At 53.4% G+C, this 18364-nt stretch carries 16 protein-coding genes; 7 read left to right on the top strand and 9 right to left on the bottom strand.

Annotated features, from left to right (window positions below; translation table 11 throughout):
* Nucleotides 1-15 precede the first annotated feature (15 nt).
* Both TRICHSKD4_RS28410 and TRICHSKD4_RS19065 read right to left on the bottom strand, forming a co-directional pair.
* A complete protein-coding gene (locus TRICHSKD4_RS28410; protein WP_139052203.1) occupies nucleotides 16-786 on the bottom strand; it encodes an N-acetyltransferase in 771 nt (256 codons plus the stop codon).
* Nucleotides 787-934: 148 nt separating this feature from the next.
* Nucleotides 935-1654: a LysE family translocator gene (locus TRICHSKD4_RS19065; RefSeq protein ID WP_247642834.1), complete on the bottom strand. Its 720-nt coding sequence runs from the start codon at nucleotides 1652-1654 to the stop codon at nucleotides 935-937.
* Here TRICHSKD4_RS19065 and TRICHSKD4_RS19060 point away from each other — a divergent pair.
* A complete protein-coding gene (locus TRICHSKD4_RS19060; RefSeq protein ID WP_009468558.1) occupies nucleotides 1642-2511 on the top strand; it encodes a LysR family transcriptional regulator in 870 nt (289 codons plus the stop codon). The two genes, TRICHSKD4_RS19065 and TRICHSKD4_RS19060, sit on opposite strands and share 13 nt — an antisense overlap.
* A gap of 87 nt (nucleotides 2512-2598) precedes the next feature.
* On the opposite strand, the gene TRICHSKD4_RS19055 is transcribed toward TRICHSKD4_RS19060, so the two are convergent.
* Nucleotides 2599-4830, bottom strand: coding sequence for an NADP-dependent isocitrate dehydrogenase (locus tag TRICHSKD4_RS19055; RefSeq protein WP_009468557.1), 2232 nt, complete (start codon nucleotides 4828-4830; stop codon nucleotides 2599-2601).
* A gap of 256 nt (nucleotides 4831-5086) precedes the next feature.
* Between TRICHSKD4_RS19055 and TRICHSKD4_RS19050 the strand changes: the two genes are divergently transcribed.
* Nucleotides 5087-6421, top strand: a complete 1335-nt coding sequence (locus tag TRICHSKD4_RS19050) for an ImmA/IrrE family metallo-endopeptidase (RefSeq protein ID WP_009468556.1) — start codon at nucleotides 5087-5089, stop codon at nucleotides 6419-6421.
* A gap of 169 nt (nucleotides 6422-6590) precedes the next feature.
* Here the strand turns inward: TRICHSKD4_RS19050 and TRICHSKD4_RS19045 are convergent, their stop codons facing one another.
* The 5 genes from TRICHSKD4_RS19045 to TRICHSKD4_RS19025 all read right to left on the bottom strand — a co-directional run bounded on the left by TRICHSKD4_RS19045 (nucleotide 6591) and on the right by TRICHSKD4_RS19025 (nucleotide 10877).
* Nucleotides 6591-7847: an RNA polymerase sigma factor gene (locus TRICHSKD4_RS19045; RefSeq protein WP_009468555.1), complete on the bottom strand. Its 1257-nt coding sequence runs from the start codon at nucleotides 7845-7847 to the stop codon at nucleotides 6591-6593.
* Nucleotides 7844-8215 (bottom strand): YciI family protein, encoded by a 372-nt coding sequence (locus tag TRICHSKD4_RS19040; protein WP_009468554.1) that lies wholly within the window; start codon nucleotides 8213-8215, stop codon nucleotides 7844-7846. The genes TRICHSKD4_RS19045 and TRICHSKD4_RS19040 overlap by 4 nt, the downstream gene beginning before the upstream one ends.
* Before the next feature lie 26 nt (nucleotides 8216-8241).
* Nucleotides 8242-8763: an SRPBCC family protein gene (locus TRICHSKD4_RS19035; RefSeq protein WP_009468553.1), complete on the bottom strand. Its 522-nt coding sequence runs from the start codon at nucleotides 8761-8763 to the stop codon at nucleotides 8242-8244.
* A gap of 165 nt (nucleotides 8764-8928) precedes the next feature.
* Nucleotides 8929-10062 (bottom strand): TauD/TfdA family dioxygenase, encoded by a 1134-nt coding sequence (locus tag TRICHSKD4_RS19030; protein ID WP_009468552.1) that lies wholly within the window; start codon nucleotides 10060-10062, stop codon nucleotides 8929-8931.
* A gap of 248 nt (nucleotides 10063-10310) precedes the next feature.
* On the bottom strand, nucleotides 10311-10877 hold the full coding sequence (locus TRICHSKD4_RS19025) for an HdeD family acid-resistance protein (protein WP_009468550.1): 567 nt from the start codon (nucleotides 10875-10877) through the stop codon (nucleotides 10311-10313).
* A 171-nt stretch (nucleotides 10878-11048) separates the two neighbouring features.
* Here TRICHSKD4_RS19025 and TRICHSKD4_RS19020 point away from each other — a divergent pair, with 171 nt between their 5' ends.
* From TRICHSKD4_RS19020 to TRICHSKD4_RS19005, 4 genes are all read left to right on the top strand, one after another.
* Nucleotides 11049-11858 (top strand): RNA methyltransferase, encoded by an 810-nt coding sequence (locus TRICHSKD4_RS19020; RefSeq protein WP_040617110.1) that lies wholly within the window; start codon nucleotides 11049-11051, stop codon nucleotides 11856-11858.
* Between the two features lie 4 nt (nucleotides 11859-11862).
* Entirely contained in the window at nucleotides 11863-12666 is an 804-nt protein-coding gene (murI, locus tag TRICHSKD4_RS19015; RefSeq protein ID WP_009468548.1) for a glutamate racemase, read from the top strand.
* 243 nt (nucleotides 12667-12909) lie between these two features.
* Nucleotides 12910-13527: a 30S ribosomal protein S4 gene (gene rpsD / locus TRICHSKD4_RS19010; RefSeq protein WP_009468547.1), complete on the top strand. Its 618-nt coding sequence runs from the start codon at nucleotides 12910-12912 to the stop codon at nucleotides 13525-13527.
* 107 nt (nucleotides 13528-13634) lie between these two features.
* Nucleotides 13635-14066 carry a hypothetical protein gene (locus TRICHSKD4_RS19005; RefSeq protein ID WP_009468546.1) on the top strand — a complete coding sequence of 144 codons (432 nt, stop codon included), beginning with the start codon at nucleotides 13635-13637 and terminating at the stop codon, nucleotides 14064-14066.
* On the opposite strand, the gene TRICHSKD4_RS29570 is transcribed toward TRICHSKD4_RS19005, so the two are convergent.
* Nucleotides 14038-16893: a M10 family metallopeptidase C-terminal domain-containing protein gene (locus TRICHSKD4_RS29570; RefSeq protein ID WP_009468545.1), complete on the bottom strand. Its 2856-nt coding sequence runs from the start codon at nucleotides 16891-16893 to the stop codon at nucleotides 14038-14040. The two genes, TRICHSKD4_RS19005 and TRICHSKD4_RS29570, sit on opposite strands and share 29 nt — an antisense overlap.
* 509 nt (nucleotides 16894-17402) lie before the next feature.
* On the opposite strand from TRICHSKD4_RS29570, the gene ttcA reads away from it, so the two are divergent.
* Nucleotides 17403-18341, top strand: coding sequence for a tRNA 2-thiocytidine(32) synthetase TtcA (ttcA, locus tag TRICHSKD4_RS18995; RefSeq protein ID WP_009468543.1), 939 nt, complete (start codon nucleotides 17403-17405; stop codon nucleotides 18339-18341).
* Nucleotides 18342-18364: the final 23 nt, after the last annotated feature.

Genomic DNA, 18364 nt, shown 5'->3' with positions numbered 1-18364 from the left:
TGATGTCCGCACATGTCAGGCCAATAGATGTGCCCATCGCTTGTATCTGTTCAAATAAGCGGCTGTATAGGAACACACCGGACGGACTTTACGTTTGTCTGCCTCCACTTGTTCCAAGACGCGTTCCATCAAGCGTCCGCCCAAGCCTTTGCCACGCATTGAGGCAGGGACTTCGGAGTGGAGCAGGTGCAGGATATGGCCATCGCGGCGATACTCAATGCGTCCGGTTCCACCACCTGCAAACTCGACATGGTAAGTTTGACGTTTTTCGTCATGCAACACGCGATCATCGCGCGGGGAGGGAACGGATGCTGAGCCATCCAGCAGGCTGTCGATCAATTTTACCCCGGCTCTGACACCGAGCCGATAGTCATTGTGAGCAACGCGCCCATCACGTGAGATCACCACGAACCAAGGCGTTCCGCCGGTACGATAGGATTTGATCGTGTCCGGACGCTGTCCTTCGTCCTGCGCAATCGGCAAATCGATATCGTAGTCCTCCAGCATCTCCTGTCGCCGTTCCGGACCATTGGCCCCAAAACCTTCAAAGACGCTCTGAACGGAAGCAAAAACCACATCGGGGTTACCTTGATAATGCTCCAAAAGCTCTTTCAAAACCGGGAAGCCGTTGCTGTGACAGCTGGGGCACCAAGCTTGAAAGAAATAGAGGATGCGCACCTTGCCCTCATGATCAGACAAGCTGAAAGGCTTCGTTTTGCCATTTCCATCAATCCAATCGGAGAGGCCCAGCTCCGGTGCAACATGACCTAGAATGCCGAATTGCATTTCAAAAACCCCAAAGATGTTTGTGAAGAGATCGGGAGATAAGTCACGCTGCGGCAAATTACATCAGGCTTCACGAAAACGGGATCGGCTGTGAAGGTTTGGTGTGTGATCTCTCCAACACTGGGAATAGTGAGAAGGTGGCTTTTGGCTATTTATTGGCAAACGCCAGACCTATGCCAAAGCCTATTAGCGCAATGCCAAAGGCCCGATCGATCCACTTGCGGCTTGCCAGAAGGTTTTGCTGGATTTTTGGATGAGAAAAGAAAAGTGCAACAAGTGCAAACCAGACCAAATGGGCTCCAGCTATGAAGGCACCGTAAGCGATCTGCATTGTCAAAGGTGTTTTGGGATTCACCACTTGCAAAAACAAGCTGACCACAAAGATGGTCGTCTTCGGATTTAATGCGTTGGTCAGGAAGCCTATTCGCAGCGCTTTCCAGTTTTTATAAACTGGCTTGTCTTCCTCTAAATGGGATGGGTACGGGCTTGATTGGAGCATCCGCACGCCGAGCCAAATGAGATAAGCCGCCCCTACGAGTTTCAATATCTCGTAAAGGGCGGGAGATTGTTTGATCAGCAGCCCGATACCGAGCAAGGTGTATCCAACATGGACAAACACACCTTGTGAAATCCCGAGCGCAGTCAAAAGCCCCACGCGCCTTTCCACCAAAAGCGCGTTGCGGGAAACCATTGCAAAGTCAGGTCCGGGGCTGATAACGGCGAAGATTGTAATTGTAACGACTGCTAGCCATTCGGTCATATTGTTATGTCCCTCATTTTCTAGGGTTACATAACCGTTCATGAATTGATCCACTAACGATGACTTTTGACAGAACATGTGATTAAAACTGACATATGCGTCAGCCAATCACCTCCTTGCCGTCTTTGAATTGTTTTCGTGCAGCAGCTTCGCTGGAGAGCTTCAGTAAGGCTGCAGACGCTCTAAGCCTTACGCACGGAGCGATCAGCCGGTCAGTTCGGCTGTTGGAGGAAGATCTGGGCGTTGCTCTTTTCGAACGGCGTAGCCGGCGTGTTTTTCTAACAGATGATGGACGAGAGTTGTTAAATGCGGTTGAGGAAGGATTTGGGCGGATTGATCAAGCTATTGCCAATATCAGATCTCGTTTACCGACTTCTCGTGTCGTACTTTCCTGCGAACCGACTTTATTGATGCGTTGGTTGATACCGCGAGTTTCTGCATTTTCAGGGCTATGCCCCGGTTTTGATTTGCAGCTGGTGGCGGGCGGTGGGCCTGTGAACTTGGGACAAGGAATTGACCTCGCTATACGGCGCAATGACTTCGCAATCCCAGATAAGCTGAATCAGGTTCCGCTGTTTTCCGAAGAAGTGGCTCCAGTTTGTCGTTCTGATTTGGTGGATCGATTTTTTGAAAGGGGCCAGGTGCGATCAGATGCGCCGCGTCTTCATACCAAATCCCGGTCAGATGCTTGGGCGACCTGGAGCGGGATGACAGGTAATCCAGTTTCGTGTCAGCACGGGCAGGTGTTTGAACATTTTTATTTCAGCTTGCAAGCAGCTTTCGCAGGGCTGGGCGTTGCTCTTGGTCCAAAACGGCAAGTGCAGGATGATATTAACAACGGCCTGCTTTCGGCCCCGCTTGGTTTTGTGAAAGACGGGTCTGAATATGTTCTTTTGTCCATAGATCGAATTGAATCTGGAAGTGCGCAAGCCAAAGTTCGTGATTGGCTCATGAGCGTCGTTTAAGTGAAGCGATCAGAACTGGGGCTCAGAACCATTTAGAAAAGGCGGCCATGTGGGCCGCCCTTTCAATTCGTACCAGCTGCCTGATGATCAGCCGATGACTTCGTTCAGCGTTGCGCTTGGGCGCATGGCTGTTGCAGTTTTTGCGTCGTCTGTGCGGTAGTAACCGGCCAGATCCACAGCTGCACCTTGAACACCGTTCAACTCACCAACGATCTTGTCTTCGTTGGTGGTGAGGGTTTCGGCGATGGGTGCAAAATGGGCCTTCAGATCGCCATCCTTGTCCTGAGCAGCCAGATTTTGGGCCCAGTAAAGCGCGATGTAGAAGTGGCTGCCACGGTTATCCAGACCACCAACGCGGCGGCTTGGGGATTTGTTTTCGTCCAGCAGTTTTTCAATCGCCGCATCCAGCGTTTCGGCCAGAACGGACGCCTTGGCGTTGTCCTTGACGTTGGCCAGATGCTCCAGCGACGCACCGAGCGCGCAGAACTCGCCCAGCGAATCCCACCGCAGATAGTTTTCTTCCATCAGCTGCTGAACGTGTTTCGGGGCAGAGCCACCGGCACCGGTTTCAAACAGCCCGCCGCCATTCATCAACGGCACGATGGAGAGCATCTTGGCTGAGGTGCCAACTTCCAGGATCGGGTACAGATCGGTCAGATAGTCGCGCAGCACGTTGCCGGTGATGGAGATCGTGTCGAGACCCTGTGCGATCCGCGCCGTAGAGTGCTTGGCCGCTTCCGTCGGGGCCATGATCTGCAGGTCGAGACCGGACGTGTCATGCTCCGGCAGATAGGCTTCAACTTTCTTGATCAGCTCCGCATCATGGGCGCGGGACTTGTCCAGCCAGAAGACCCCCGGCATGCCGGAGAGGCGGGCACGGGTTACACCCAGCTTCACCCAGTCGCGGATCGGGGCATCCTTGGTGCGGCAGGCGCGCCAGATGTCGCCACCTTCAACGGAATGCTCGATCAAGGTTGTGCCAGCGGCATCGACAATGCGGATGGTGCCATCAGCAGGGGCCTTGAAGGTCTGTGGGTGCGAGCCGTATTCCTCAGCCTTTTGCGCCATCAGGCCAACATTCGGCACGGTGCCCATTTTGGACGGGTCCAGTGCGCCGTTGGCCTTGCAGTGGTCGATGACAGCGGAATAAACGCCGGCATAGGATGAATCCGGGATCACGCACTTGGTGTCGCCTTCCTTGCCGTCCGGGCCCCAGCCCTTGCCGCCTGCGCGGATGAGGGCGGGCATGGAGGCGTCGATGATGACGTCGGAGGAGACATGCAGGTTGGTGATGCCCTTGTCGGAGTTCACCATGTACATGGCCGGACCGTTATCGAGCGCGGCCTTGATGTCGGCGGTGATTTCCGCGGCCTTGTCGGCAGGCAGTGTTGCGACCTTGGCTTCCAGATCGCCAATGCCGAGATCCGGGTTGACGCCGAGCTCTGCGAAAGTTGCCTCATGCTTGGCGAAGACGTCCGTCAGGAAGGCTTTCACGCAATGGCCGAAGATGATCGGGTCGGAGACCTTCATCATTGTTGCCTTCATGTGCAGGGAGAAGAGGATGCCTTCTTCCTTGGCGCTGGCGATTTCCTTTTCCAAAAAGGCGGAGAGGGCCTTGGCGCTCATGTAGGTGGCGTCGATGACGTCACCATCTTCCAGCGGCCAGTCGCCTTTCAGAACGGTTGCTGCGCCATCCTTGCCAACGAACTCGATCTTGGCTGTGCCAGCAGAAGCGGCAGAAACGGTGACGGACTTTTCGTTGGAGCGGAAGTCATTCTCGCCCATGGTGGCAACATGGGTCTTGGAAGTGGAGAGCCATTCACCCATCGAATGCGGGTTCTTCTTGGCGTATTCCTTCACGGCCTTCGGTGCGCGGCGGTCGGAGTTGCCTTCGCGCAAGACAGGGTTCACAGCCGAGCCCTTGATCGCGTCGTAGCGCGCCTTGATGGACTTTTCCTCGTCCGTGGTCGCATTCACCGGATAATCTGGCAACTTGTAGCCTTGCTCTTGCAGTTCCTTGATCGCGGCATTCAACTGCGGCTGGGAGGCGGAAATGTTTGGCAACTTGATGACATTGGCGTCCGGCTCTTTCACCAGTTGGCCAAGCTCAGCCAAATCGTCAGACTGCTTCTGCGCGTCGGTCAAAATTTCCCGAAACTGGGAGATAATGCGGCCAGCCAGCGAAATGTCCTTGGTGCCAACGGTGATCCCGGCAGCCTTGGTAAAGGCGCGGATGATCGGCAGCAGCGAGGCGCTTGCCAGTTGCGGCGCTTCATCCACCTTGGTGTAGATGATGTCAGGACGTGCGGTGTCGGCCATGTCTAATCATTTCCCTGTTCAGAGTCGGCGTCGAAGCGGGTGTCTCGAGAGCCCGTCCGACATAATCGCGAAGCTGTATACGACTGTACGCAATCTTTTTCCAGTCAACCTTTGTCTGGCCGCGACTTTCTATCAAACCGGGCAAAAATGACAATCAGGGGAATTGGGGATGGGGTATTGTGTTGTTGGCGGAGATGGATCAAATTTGAGGTTGTATTTGTACTGAATCTTTAAATTTTTTGGTTTGAGAGTCGATGTGAATACGGTTCAAAAAGGAAATGAGCTGGAAGATAATTTTTATGATTATCTTTTGGAACAAAAGGATTCTGGTGAGCTTGTTTTTGGAGTGTATCCTCCAGAACTGTGTGAAATTTATAAAAAGAAAAACTATTACTGTAATGCTCGAAAAGCAAACGTAAATCTGGACGTTGTTATTGAAGTTTTTAAAAAGGGCAGGAAAGACCCTCATATTCGGATAGTCTTTGAATGTAAAAATCATGATGGAAACATTGCTGAGATCTATGTGAATGACTTTAGTGAAAAGATTGGTCGTCTTTTTGGAAAAGCTGTGAAAGGTGTTTTTGTTGTTTCTTCTAGTCTGCAGTCTGGGGCAAAGAACGTCGCAGATGATAACAACATTGGAATAATTAAGTACGATCGGAATGGATTTGAAACTGTTCTGGATCGCAAAGGCTCTGCTTGTGCTGAGCCCTCTCTGGTTAAAGCCCAGTTTTCTGGAAATAATGGGGCGACGAAGCCGCTTAAATTCTCAGGTTATTACCTTCGGAAGTACTATGGATCACTTTCGAGCATGTTTTCCGACATTGATTCAGAAAACATATTTTCTGTAAAGCAGACACAAATACCGAAAGAGATCAGCCTTCCGTATGTAGCCGACAGTGAAATCAGGAACGCAGCGGATGATGCGTTAAAGGTTGCCAACTATGACAGCGGAAAAGTAAACCTTGTGGATCTTTGCGCTCGACTTTCCTTGATGGTTGATTTTCAAAATGGTCCAAACCAAGGCGAAGATAGAGCGTCGGTTTTGGGGACAGCAAATTTCGATCGCCGGATAAAACAAATTTTTTTGTATGAAAATAAAAATAGAGAAAGATTTACGCTGGCTCATGAAATTGGGCATTTTTATTTAAGGCATGACCAGTATATTAGGTCGGAGACTGTATTAGAGAATGATTTAATTGTTGGCCAACCCTCGAGAAAGAGCTTCAATTTCGAGCGTCTCGAGTTTCAAGCAAATAGTTTCGCATCTCATTTATTAATGCCCAACGCTCAATTTGCAGAAAAAACGAAAGAACTGAGAACTGAATTGGATATAAGGGATAAAGGGTTTGGGTTTATTTATGTAGATGATCAGCGGTGTAATCTATTTGTTTTTAATCAATTGCTTTCTGGTCTTTCTGAGTATTTTGGAGTTTCTAAGTTGGCAGTTCAAATCAAATTTAAATACTTCGGTTGGCTTAATGATCAAAGACGGAACACATTAGAAAAACAGCGATTTGATAAAGTCGGGTGGCGGTCAAGTCGAGACATTTTTTGTCATCGTGACAGTGGTCTGACGCCAGAACCATAGGGCCATTCCGCTTTGCACTAAACTGTGTGCTTTCTAGCGTTCCAGCGGCGGTATTGCGCCCAGTTCACCGGTTCTGGAATTCAATGGATGCCCGATCAAGTCGGGCATGACGAGTGGAGTAGGGTTAATAATGGGCGGGTCGTATTGGATTCTGCATTCTGTCATGATCTTAGCGCCCCATTTCCTTTTCCAGCCAGCTGCGCACAGCGCTATCCGTGGTCAGTGAAATGGCCTTTTCATACGCCTCCCGCGCGTCTGAGGCTTTGCCGGCCTGTCTCAAAAGATGCGATTTCGTGGCCCAATAGGGTTGCATGCGGTTGAGATCGGCGTCGTTTGCCAATTGATGAACGATGTCGAGCGCCCTTAGACCGGCTTCGGGGCCGTGAGCTTTTCCCAACGCAGCTGCTCGGGCAATGGCTGCGCCGGTGGTTGGGGCGATTTGTATCAGAGCATCATAGACTTGAACGATTTGCGCCCAGTCTGTTTGTCCGGTGGTTGCGCGGCTCATATGGAGAGACTGGATCAGCGCTTCCAGCTGAAAGCGAGCAGGGCTTCCCAGTTTGACAGCGCGTTCCAACAATACATTGCCGCGCCGGATCAACATCCGATCCCATCTTGCTGTGTCTTGTTCTTCCAAAGGGACAAAGTCACTGTTTTGGTCTTGCCGAGCAATTCGTCGGGCAAGCGAAAAAGCGAGAAGGGCGGCAAGACCAAGGGCTTCGGGTTCCTCCGGCAAAAGATCAGCAATAACGGAGGCCAGATAGGTGGCTTCGCTTGCTATGTCTTTGGTCCGGTCGAGTTCCTGCTGATCCCAGTTCAGCGCATAGGCTCCGTAGACGGCCTCCAGAACCGCGGTGAGGCGGGGTGTCATGTCTGCCCGCTCAGGCAGGGTGAAGGGAATGCCTGCGTCCTTGATCTTGCGTTTGGCACGGACGAGGCGCTGGGCCAGCGTGGCGGACGGCATCAAATAAGCGGACGCGATGTCTGCTGCTTCAAAGCCAAGTACGGTTTGCATCATTAAAGGCGTGTGGATGGAAGAAGTCAGCGCCGGGTGGGCACAGGCGAACATCAGGCGCAAGCGTTCGTCGGGTATTTCGTCCGGGTTGAGATTGTTCAGTCCGGAGCTGTCGGAAGGGGGCATATCCACATCCTCCAGTGAACCGGCATAGGTTCGAGAGTGGCTGCTTTTGGCGATATCCTTCACTCGGTTTGTGGCAACCGTGATTAACCAGCCTTCGGGATTTTGGGGAATTCCTTCCACCGGCCATTTTTCCATGGCCTTTGCAAAGGCATCGGCCAGAACATCTTCAGCGGCCGCAATATCGCTGGTGCGACTGGCCAAAATGGCGACCAGTCGTCCATAGGATTCGCGGGCAATAAGCGCCGCCTTTGCCCGCGGATCTTCTGGTTGATTGACGGGTGTCATCCTGCGTAAGGGTTGCCACCTTCCGGCATGGCCGTAGCGCGCACTTCGACAATCCCGTAGTGGACGTTTGGACATTTTTCGGCCCAGGCCATGGCTGCATCCAAATCCGGAACATCAATCACGAATGTGCCGCCGAGCTGTTCCTTGGTGTCGGCATAAGGGCCGTCCTGAATTTTCCGCTCCCCGCCAACCTTGGTGATTGTAGTGGCCGTTGCAGATGGCTGAAGCCATTCCGTGTCGACAAAGACGCCCGCCTCTTTCAACTGGTTGATGTAGTCCCCAAAGACACGCAGGGCCTGATCCATGTCTTCCGGTGTTGCGTCTGCAAAGGCGGTTTCGTCGCTGTAAAGGAAAAGTGTGTAACGCATGATTTTTCTCCAAAAATTCTTTATATTCAGCTGTTTGTTGTTGCGGCTTTACCCAGCAATTTCAAGCCCAGTTCATAGTCTGGTCCAAGCATGCCATCCAGAAAGAGACCAAAGACGCGGCCAATTGGGGTCATTCCAAAATCTGAGCGCGTGCTCCAGGTGACACGGGTTTGATTAGCGCCAATTGCTTCTAGATCAAACGTGCAGATCGGCTGCCCCATGGCTCCTAGGTCAATCTGCATGGTAACGGACTTGTTTTCAGTCAGGCTGGTAATGGTCTGCGAGCCTTTGCCTTCCTTACCATCAAACGCAAAGCTGGAGCCAACACCGTGCTCCGGGCCGGACAATGTGATCTTCAGGTCCGGGTCTTTCGCCTTGTAGGGATTGAAGGTCTGATAGCCTTCGTTGGAGGATACAAGGGCATAGACGGTGTCCGAGGGCGCATCGATTACGGCCTGGCGCGTTACTGTCTTGGACGAGGGTAGCAGATAAGGGATTATCACCAGTCCGGCGACCAGAACGCTGGCGGCTGTCAGATAAATATTCATTGCTTTTCTCCGTCATGAGTTGTGTGTGAAAGAGGTGCCTTTCACGTTCATGACGATCGGCATCTGGCCCAATCGACAGTGCTGCGATTTTTTTTAAAAATTTTTGCGAAAATAAATTCGGCCCCGGCATTTCGGGGCCGACGATGTTCTTCACACCTTGTATTATCAAGCCGCTTGGGCCGCAGTTTGGCCGCGGGAGAGGACGCGGATGCGGCTGTCGAATTCGCCGCGGTCCACATAGCAGCCGCGTAAGTGGCGGAAGCCGGTGGAGGGGTCGAAAGCGGCCCGCCCATGCAGCGCACGGCGATTGTCGAAGATCACCATTTCGCCGCCATTTAGTTTCATGGTCATGACGTATTTCGGATCACGGGTCATCTGCATCAAGTTGCGATAAGCGCGGTAATAGGCGTCCATCTTGCTCGCATCCATGTCGAATACAGACGCAATGTGTGCATTAAACCGCAGTTCCGAGACAGTGCCCGTGTGGTCCAGTTGGATCACCGTGTGGTGTTTGCGAATGTCATAGTCGCCATCTTGAAAGCGGAACGGGATGGGTTCGCTCGCCAAGAGATCGAAGGCTTCCGGATCGTGTTCCTTCAACCCGGCGGCAATGGCAAAGCCGTCGGCAAAGGTGGAGCCGCCGCCCTCGGCCTCATTGGCAAGGCAGTGCAGAAACTGAAACCCCGGCGCAAGCTCCTGATTGGGAAGGTCCGTGTGCAGGGGCAGGGCGTGCGACGTGTAGGCGAGGTTGTTCGGGTCCGGCTTCGACATGACCTCAAAGGTGATGCCGAAGTTTGTTTCTCTCAAAAACCCGATGCGCCGGGCCACCGTCATTCCAGCGTCCGCGTCGTCTGCCATGCCGTTGACGATGGCAAGACCAGTGCGTTTTGTTTCCGTCAAAAAGGACTGTAAAGCCGCGTCGCTGGACAACAGATTGCTGGCAGCGGCCGTGGGGAGCTGTTCCTTGGTCATGTCGCCATGCCAGAGCGTTGGCGCAACAGCGGCCGCATCGGCGAAAGCTCGACCCGGGGCATTGGCGCTGAGCCAAGTTAGCGAAAAACAGCTTGTCGCATCGCCACTGGACCAGCTGAGGAGCACATCTGCGCCGTCCAATCTTGCCTCGGTGATTGCAATGTCAGGCTCAACGCTGGTGAGATCGAACTCGCGTTCCAGCGTTTGTGGATGAAACCCGGACGGGCAGTTGTCGCGCAGAAAAAGGGCAGGGAAGGTGGCGCTTTCACCTGTATCAAAGGTGATGTGAAGCGCCCGCGCATCATCGCGCAGGGTAAGGTTTGTCATGAGATATGATCCGTTTTGTGTATTAGAGCAGAGTTCTAACGTCACACAAAACGGGGCGGTGGCCACCACCAGTGGGCCTTCGCATGGGGCAATCCCTGATTTCTTCCAACAACTGCGGTCATGCGTGGCCCATTGAGTTTGCAAGGCGTTCCTGCAACGTGTCTTGAAAAAGCTTACAACAAGAAAGGCCCTGCCGAAAGCATCCAGCAGGGCCAAATTACGACATGGATGTCGGTTTTAGAGCTGGTTCAGGCCGTTTTGCTGGCCCGAGCTGCCAGAGCAAGGACGATATAGCTCCAGCCATTGGTGAGAACAGAAATACCGGCGATCAGGCCCAATGCCCATACAGCGGAGCCGGGAAGGTCAAACCAGATCAGGGCGCCTGCGATCAGCGACACAGCTCCAGCAATCGCCACCCAATGCCAGCCCTCATGCGGCTTGATTTTGAAGGCCAGAAACAGCTGGGTGACGCCTTGGGCAACAAATATCGCGGCAATCACGACGGTAAGGGCGAAGGTGCCGGCCAGCGGGTTCACATAGATCACGATGCCGCCGATCAGCGCGACAATGCCCGTGATTAGGTTCCACAGGAAGCCGGACCAGGCCTTGGTTTTGAACGCGTGATAGACTTGGAACAGGCCTCCAACAAAAAAGACCGCTGCGATCAGCAGTGTTACGGCGATGGACGAGGCCAGCGGCGCGGCGATCAGAATGACACCGCCCAGAACAAGTGCGAGGCCGAGGAGTAGAAACCACATCCAGTTTTCCTGAACCTTGGCTTTGAAATCTTCGAGACTGGGTGCTGCTTCGGACATAACGGACCTCCAGTGAAATGGCTGAAATTGGAATGCGTGAGGTATTGTGCCTTTTTACAACTCCTTTTTTGTCGGGAGTGCAAGGGAAAGCTGTTTCGTTTGCGTGAATTGCGATGTCAGGGGGCCGGAAACCTCTTTTCAGCGGTCGATGCATCCGCTAAATCCCGGCCCATGAGCAAGAATGCAAAAATCAACGACGCCGCCCGTCTATCCGACATCGTGCCACCCGCGGTCATCTTGTGTGAGCCGCAGCTTGGCGAAAACATCGGTACCGCGGCACGGGCCATGGCTAATTTTGGCTGGGTGGACCTTCGGATTGTCAATCCGCGCGACGGATGGCCGAGTGAAAAGGCGCGAGCCGCCGCCAGCCGGGCCGATCATGTGATCGACAAGGTGCAGGTATTCGACAGCCTGGAAGCGGCGATCGCCGATTTGACCTTTGTTTTCGCCACCACAGCTCGTTCTCGCGAAGTGCCAAAGCCGGTGTGCAGTCCGGATGAAGCGGCGCAAAAGGTGGTTCAAAGCGGTGTGTCCGGTCTTCCAACAGGCTATATCTTTGGGCGAGAGCGCTGGGGGCTGAACAACGAGGAAGTCGCGCTGGCCGATGAAATCGTCACCCTGCCGGTCGATCCGGACTTTGCCTCGCTGAACATTGCTCAGGCTGTTCTTGTGTGTGCCTATGAATGGCGCAAAACGGCAACGGCTGGCGCTCTTCCCTTCCGCCTGGATGAAGAGTTGCATCCTCCTGCCGTCAAAGAAGACGTGGTGCGTTTGTTTGAGCATCTGGAAAGCGCGCTGGACGAGGTAACCTTTTTCCGCCCACCAGAACGCCGCCCTCATATGGTCAGAACCTTGCGCAATATTTTCCAAAAGGCAGAATTGACCGAACAGGAAGTGCGGGCCCTGCGGGGTGTCATCGCGGCGCTGGAACGGCGCGAAACCCGTCCGCGCAGGTCAGACAAAGACGACAACGAGGCGTAGACCCATGCAAGACCGGCAGCCAATTCTGATTTTTGATTCCGGAATTGGCGGCCTGACGGTTCTGCGCGAGCTGCGCCTCTTGCTCCCCTATGAGACAATTCTCTATGTGGCCGATGATGCCGGTTTTCCGCTGGGCGACTGGGAAGAGCCGCCGCTGAAAGAGCGCCTGTTACAATTGTTTGACGGGTTGTTGGTGCGTTTTCAGCCGAAGGCGTCGGTTATTGCGTGCAACACAGCCTTCACCCTTGCTGGTGAAGCTCTGCGGGCTGCACAACCAGACCATGCCTTTGTTGGCACGGTTCCGGCGATCAAACCGGCGGCAGAGCGCACGGCGTCCGGTCTTGTATCCGTTTTGGCAACGCCCGGTACCGTACGCCGCGCTTATACCAAAAATCTGATCGACAGTTTCGCCACTCAATGCCACGTACGACTTGTTGGCTCTGATGCGCTGGCAGCCCATGCAGAGCAAGAGCTGAGAGGTGAGCCGGTATCCGACGAAGCCTTGAAGGCGGAAATTGACGCCTGTTTTCTGGAAAAGGACGGGCGGAGGACGGATATTGTCGTGCTGGCCTGCACGCACTATCCCTTCCTGGCCAACCGGTTTCGAAAGCTTGCGCCCTGGCCGGTCGATTGGCTCGATCCGGCCGGGGCAATTGCCCGCCAAGTTGTGCGGGTTTTGGGGGATGACCTTTATCTTGAGCCGGTCAGTGTCCCGGACACAGCGCATTTTACCTCTGGCCAGTCCACGGCATCTCTTAAACGGCTTTTGGCGGGTTTTGGGCTATCACTTGCAGCCCCAAAAAATTAGATCTGATTTTTCCCGGAAAACCGACGAATTTCCGCTCCTTCGGTTGACATTTTGCAGCGCATTCAATATCACCCGCCAATCTGTTCGGGTCTTGGCCTGAACGGAGCACGCACCCGTGAGCCTTTCAGCCGGCGCCGTTCAGCTGAAGCTCTGTCGACCGGACGAGGCATGCAAATGTCTTTGAAGGAGAAGGAGGGCGCGTTTCCTTGAAGAAAAACAACGCGTTAACCAAAGGAAACCGCGATGTCAAAGCGCCATAGCGTTAAGTACAAAATCGACCGCCGGATGGGCGAAAACATCTGGGGTCGTCCGAAGAGCCCGGCCAACAAGCGTGAATATGGCCCAGGCCAGCACGGTCAGCGCCGCAAAGGCAAACTGTCTGACTTCGGTGTCCAGCTCCGCGCAAAGCAGAAGCTGAAAGGCTACTACGGCAACATTTCCGAAAAGCAGTTCCACAAGGTTTATGTCGAAGCGTCCCGCATGAAGGGCGATACGTCTGAAAACCTGATCGGTCTGCTGGAGCGTCGTCTGGACGCGATCATCTACCGAGCCAAGTTCGTTCCAACCGTTTTTGCTGCTCGTCAGTTCATCAACCACGGCCACATCAAGGTCAACGGCAAGCGGGTTAACATCCCGTCCTACCGTGTGCGCCCGGGCGATGTGATTGAAGTTCGTGAAAAGTCCAAGCAGATGGGTCTGGTTCTCGAGGCCGTTCAGTCTGCAGAGCGTGACGTTCCGGACTATGTTGACGCCGATCATGCAAAAATGACCGCAACTTACTCCCGCGTTCCAAGCTTCGCTGATGTACCTTATCCGGTACAGATGGAACCGAATCTCGTGGTCGAGTTCTACTCGCGCTAATCCCTTAGCGCCGAACACAAATTTCGAAGAACCCCGCTGGCAACAGCGGGGTTTTTTGTGTTTTGTTATATGCGTGGTTTGGAAATAGATAGTTTGGAGGTGTTTCGATGCGATTTTTTAATGCGATGTTGGTTCTTTTGTTTCTAGGCTTCAGCAACTTAGCCCTTGCAGATGATGATACTGATCCTGCAACCGATGTCCGTGGTGCGGGCGAGAGAACATGGCAGATTTTTCTTTCAAGCGGAGAAACTATCGAGTTTAAGGGCGGTTGGAATAACAGCGATGCCGCTCGGTTTCGACAGGAGTTTTTCGATTACATAAACAACGGGAAACTACCCCAGCGTCCTCAGTATAACTTCAAGAAAGACAACACTAGCAAGCAAACATCTGCTGTCTTGTTCATAAAGATGTCTGAGGTTGTTTCTATCGCTCAAAAATTTGACCGATCACAAATGAGATTACCGCGGGCAAATGCCCGCGGCTTCATTGTCTTTGACGAACAAATACGACTTAAACGAACTGGAAGTCGTCGTTTGTGATCAGGGATTGGTCAATCCCCGCCAGTGTCACGGATCCATTGGTGAATTGAATGACAGTGTCGCTGCCATTCATGCCGATGGTCAGATCCGAGAGAGAGCTAATGCCGAGGCCGAACTCGATCATGTCGATTCCGTTCTCGAAATCAGTCACTGTGTCATTGCCTGATCCTGCGGCGAAGACGAAAGTGTCATAGCCGTAATTCCCGGTCAGGGTGTCAGCGCCGAGCCCACCATCCAGATGGTTGTTGGCGCTGTTGCCAATCAATGTGTCATTGCCGTTTCCGGAAATGGCATTTTCTATGACTGTTCCGCGCGCGATGATGACATTGCCGGTCAATCCGCGAACGTTTGAGGTCGCCTCTGCATTCAGGTCAATCAGTTGGTTTGCGGATGTGTTGCTGAAGTTCAGCGTATCAATGCCGCCATCATCCACGATTGTGTAGGTGATGGAGCTGTTCATGGCTGTTAGCGAGGCAAACGTATCGCCGGAACTCGCATTGTCGCCATAGGTCGTGTCGTCAGTTCGGGTTGTGCCGGTCGTACCATAGAGATTTCGAACTGCCAGAACGTCTGCCATCTGCGGTGTGACCGCCAACGCCCAGCTTGCATCGACATTGGTATTTTCCGTCTGACTGAAATAGGACATCAGTGATGCCTGCCAACTGTCATTTGCTAAATGAACATTCGGATCAAAGCTGGCAGAGCCGTTGTAGTTGCCAGCGTGGCCGAGACCCAGCGCATGCCCGACTTCGTGAATATAGGTTTGGAACGAATAGCTGTTCAGCGCTGTGCCGTAATAATCCGTCCACGCCGTCGAGACATTGATGTACGAGCTGGTGATTGTGGTGCCGGACAAATACGAATAGGCGTAGGCTCCGCTGTAATTATCGTCAAATGTGATCTGGGCAGATCCGGACGTATATTGGAACTGCAGGCCGGTGACATCGCCCCAAAGCTCCAGCGCCGTTGTTGCCAGATGGCGAACACCGCTTGCGAGGCCATCGTGATTGTAAGTAATGACTGCGCCCGGTGCCACATTGAATGACCGTTCAGTGCGTCCGTTGCTTTCCCAATATCCATTGGTCAGCTGATAGGCGAGGGTGTCGTTTTCCGGGTTTGTAACCGGATCAGGTGCCGGGCCTGGGTCAGGAGTTGGTTCTGGCTCTGGAGTTGGATCAGGGTCGGGATCCGGAGTGGGCTCAGGTTCCGGCTCTGGCTCTGGCTCTGGCTGAGGTGCCACGTTCGAAACCGAGACCTCATAATCACCGCGCCCACGATCACGATAAGAGCCAGCGCTAATATAGTAAGTCCCGTCGCTGTCGACTGAGAAACCGGCGAGCAGGGAGTAGAGGCCTTCGCCGCCATCGTCATTGCTGGCGATCAAGTTGCCATCGGCATCGTATATCCGCAAATATGTGTCTCGAACCGCATTGCCACCGGCTCCTGACAAGCCAATGTCATAGAGTTCGCCAGCATCCAGATCAATTGAGATCCAGTCATTGTCGCGGCGTCCATCAAGCGATCCGGAGAAGACTTCGCCTTCAGACATGGAATAATAAGTGCTGGTATCCGCAGCTGCATCCAGCGTTTCAACTAGACCGGATGGCAAAGGCTGACTGGTGACATTTACTTCGTATCCGCCGGTGCCACGGTCACGATAGGAGCCCGCGCTGATGTAATAGGTCCCACCGCTTTCGACCGCCAGGCTAAGGAGCGAGTTTCGTCCCGCTCCGCCATCGTCATCACTCGCTACCAGATTGCCGTCCGTGTCATAGAGACGGAGATACGTGTCGCGAACATTTCCTCTCCCGCCACCCGTGAGGCTGATGTCAAAAATTTGGCCAGGTTCAAGCTCAATCGCGATCCAGTCGCGATCACCACGACTATTCAAGGTTCCGTTGAAGGTGTCGCCTACTTCCATTGAGTAGAGGGTTGAGCTGTCAGCTGTCGCGTCGACGGTTTCGGTCAGGCCGATTTCAATTGTTTCGCCAGTGACTTCAATTTCGTAGTCGCCGCGTCCGCGATCCCGATAGGAACCAGCGCTGATGTAATATGTCCCCGAGCTACCAACGGTGAAATTTGAAAGGAGTGATGAAAGCCCGGGTCCGCCATCGTCATTGCGAGCAACCAGATTGCCATCGCCATCATAGATCCGAAGATAGGTGTCACGGACATTTCCGCGCCCACCACCCGTCAGGCTGATGTCGTAAACTTGCCCAATATCCAGCTCGATAGCGACCCAATCACGGTCTCCGCGGCCGCTCAAGTTACCCTCGAAGATGTCGCCAACTGACATGGAATAACTGGTTGAGGTGTTTGCCGCTGCATCGGCTGCTTCATTGACGCGGACCGGCGTGGCTCGGCCGGTGACACCGATCTGATAGTTTCCAGTTCCCCAATCGCCGTAGGAGCCGGCGCTAATGTAGTAGGTTCCGGCGTTTCCTACCGTGAAATTGGATAGGAAAGAGGAGAGACCGGGTCCGCCATCGTCGTTGCTGGCAACTAGGTTGCCGTCTGCATCATAAATCCGGAGGTAAGTATCGCGAACGCCACCTAAGCCGGTTCCCGCAAGGCTGATGTTGTAGGATTGGCCTTCTTCCAGATTGATAGCCACCCAGTCCCTGTCACCCCGTCCGCTGAGTGAACCGGAGAAGGTTCCGCCGACGGCCATCTCGGCGGTGGTCGTTACATCAGCGGCGACATCTGCACCTTCTGCTGCATTAACCGCGACTGCTGAGAACGTTGACGCATCAACCGAGGTTGTAACTGTGCTGTCGTTGTTGGGAACGAGTCTCGTTTCTGAGAAGCTGGAACAGATGGTGCACACTACGTCTCTCCTGAAGTAGTTGTGATTGTAATAAATGCCGATGTACTGTCGGTAATTTGATGGCTTATCTTTTCACCTTGTCGATGTATCGCAACAAATGTTCATCAATTAAGTTTCTCTAGTATTAATCGTCTGTTTCGGTTTTGAGTGTTTTGTTTGTGTTTTTCTATCTTCGCGTGAATCTGTTTGTTGTTAGAATTTTACTTTACTTGTCTGCATGTTATGTAAGCTTATGAGCACGCTCTTTAAATTTGGAAGTGCGTTTGTATTCGGAACTCGAGCATCTGGAAAACTGGTAGTTTGATTGCTCATTGACTTTTTTGAGTGTTTCGATGTCGCCATGCAATCTGGTGAGGAGCGGGCGCATTTAGTTCGTACTGACACTGAAATCAGGATCGAACCAAGGCGTCGTGAGCTCTCCACCTTGCTCCCCTTCCTCCAATCCGATAAACCGGCGCACGAATGAGGTGCCTTTGTTTCAAGGGCGGTGAAGGATTGGGCGCGATGATATGAGTGATCTGGCAAATCTGGGATCTGAGGCGGAAGATGTTCCGCTGCTTTTGCGCAATGCGCCCTCCAGCGTTGAATTCAAGAAACTGCGGAAGCGGTTGCTCCGCCTGACACGGCAGGCAATTGACGACTTCGCCATGGTGCCGGAACGCGCCCGTGAGAAGCCGGTCAAGTGGTTGGTTTGCCTGTCTGGCGGCAAGGACAGTTATGCGCTGCTCGCCGTTTTGACAGAGCTGAAATGGCGCGGGCTTCTGCCTGTCGACATTCTGGCCTGCAATCTCGATCAGGCCCAGCCGGGGTTCCCGGCAGATGTGCTGCCGAAGTTCTTCGAAGACAACGGCGTTGAACATCTGATCATTCGCGAAGACACCTATTCCATCGTCACGGACAAGATCCCCGCTCACCGGACCTATTGTTCGCTTTGTTCTCGTTTGCGTCGCGGGATTCTGTATCGTGTTGCGCGGGAAAATGGCTGCGAGACTGTTGTGCTCGGCCATCACCGGGAAGACATTCTGGAAACCTTTTTCATGAACCTGTTTCATGGCGGACGGCTGGCGTCGATGCCGCCGAAGCTGGTCAATGATGAAGGGGATCTTCTGGTACTGCGCCCACTGGCCTATTCAGCTGAAAGCGATATTGCCAAATTCGCAAGCGGCATGGAGTTCCCGATCATCCCGTGTAACCTCTGTGGTTCTCAGCACGGTTTGCAGCGTGAGGAAGTGAAAAAGATGCTGCAGGGCTGGGAGAAAGAAGCGCCGGGCCGTTTGGGCGTCATGGCACGCGCCTTGGCCCACACGCGCCCGTCTCACCTGATGGATCGGTCACTTTATGATTTCATGTCGCTTCGTCCCGGCAGTGCCGCCAACCCCGATGGCGAAGCTGAAGAGCCCTGCGGTGCCAGCCTCGCCATGACTGAAAAACTGTTTGCAGCAGAATAGTCTGCGCCTCTGGAAAAGCGGCG

It is taken from the genome of Roseibium sp. TrichSKD4, assembly GCF_000148725.1.
Classification (GTDB): Bacteria; Pseudomonadota; Alphaproteobacteria; order Rhizobiales; family Stappiaceae; genus Roseibium.
The sequence above is the reverse complement of the archived record's forward strand: the minus strand, read 5'-3'. Positions and strand labels throughout refer to the sequence as shown.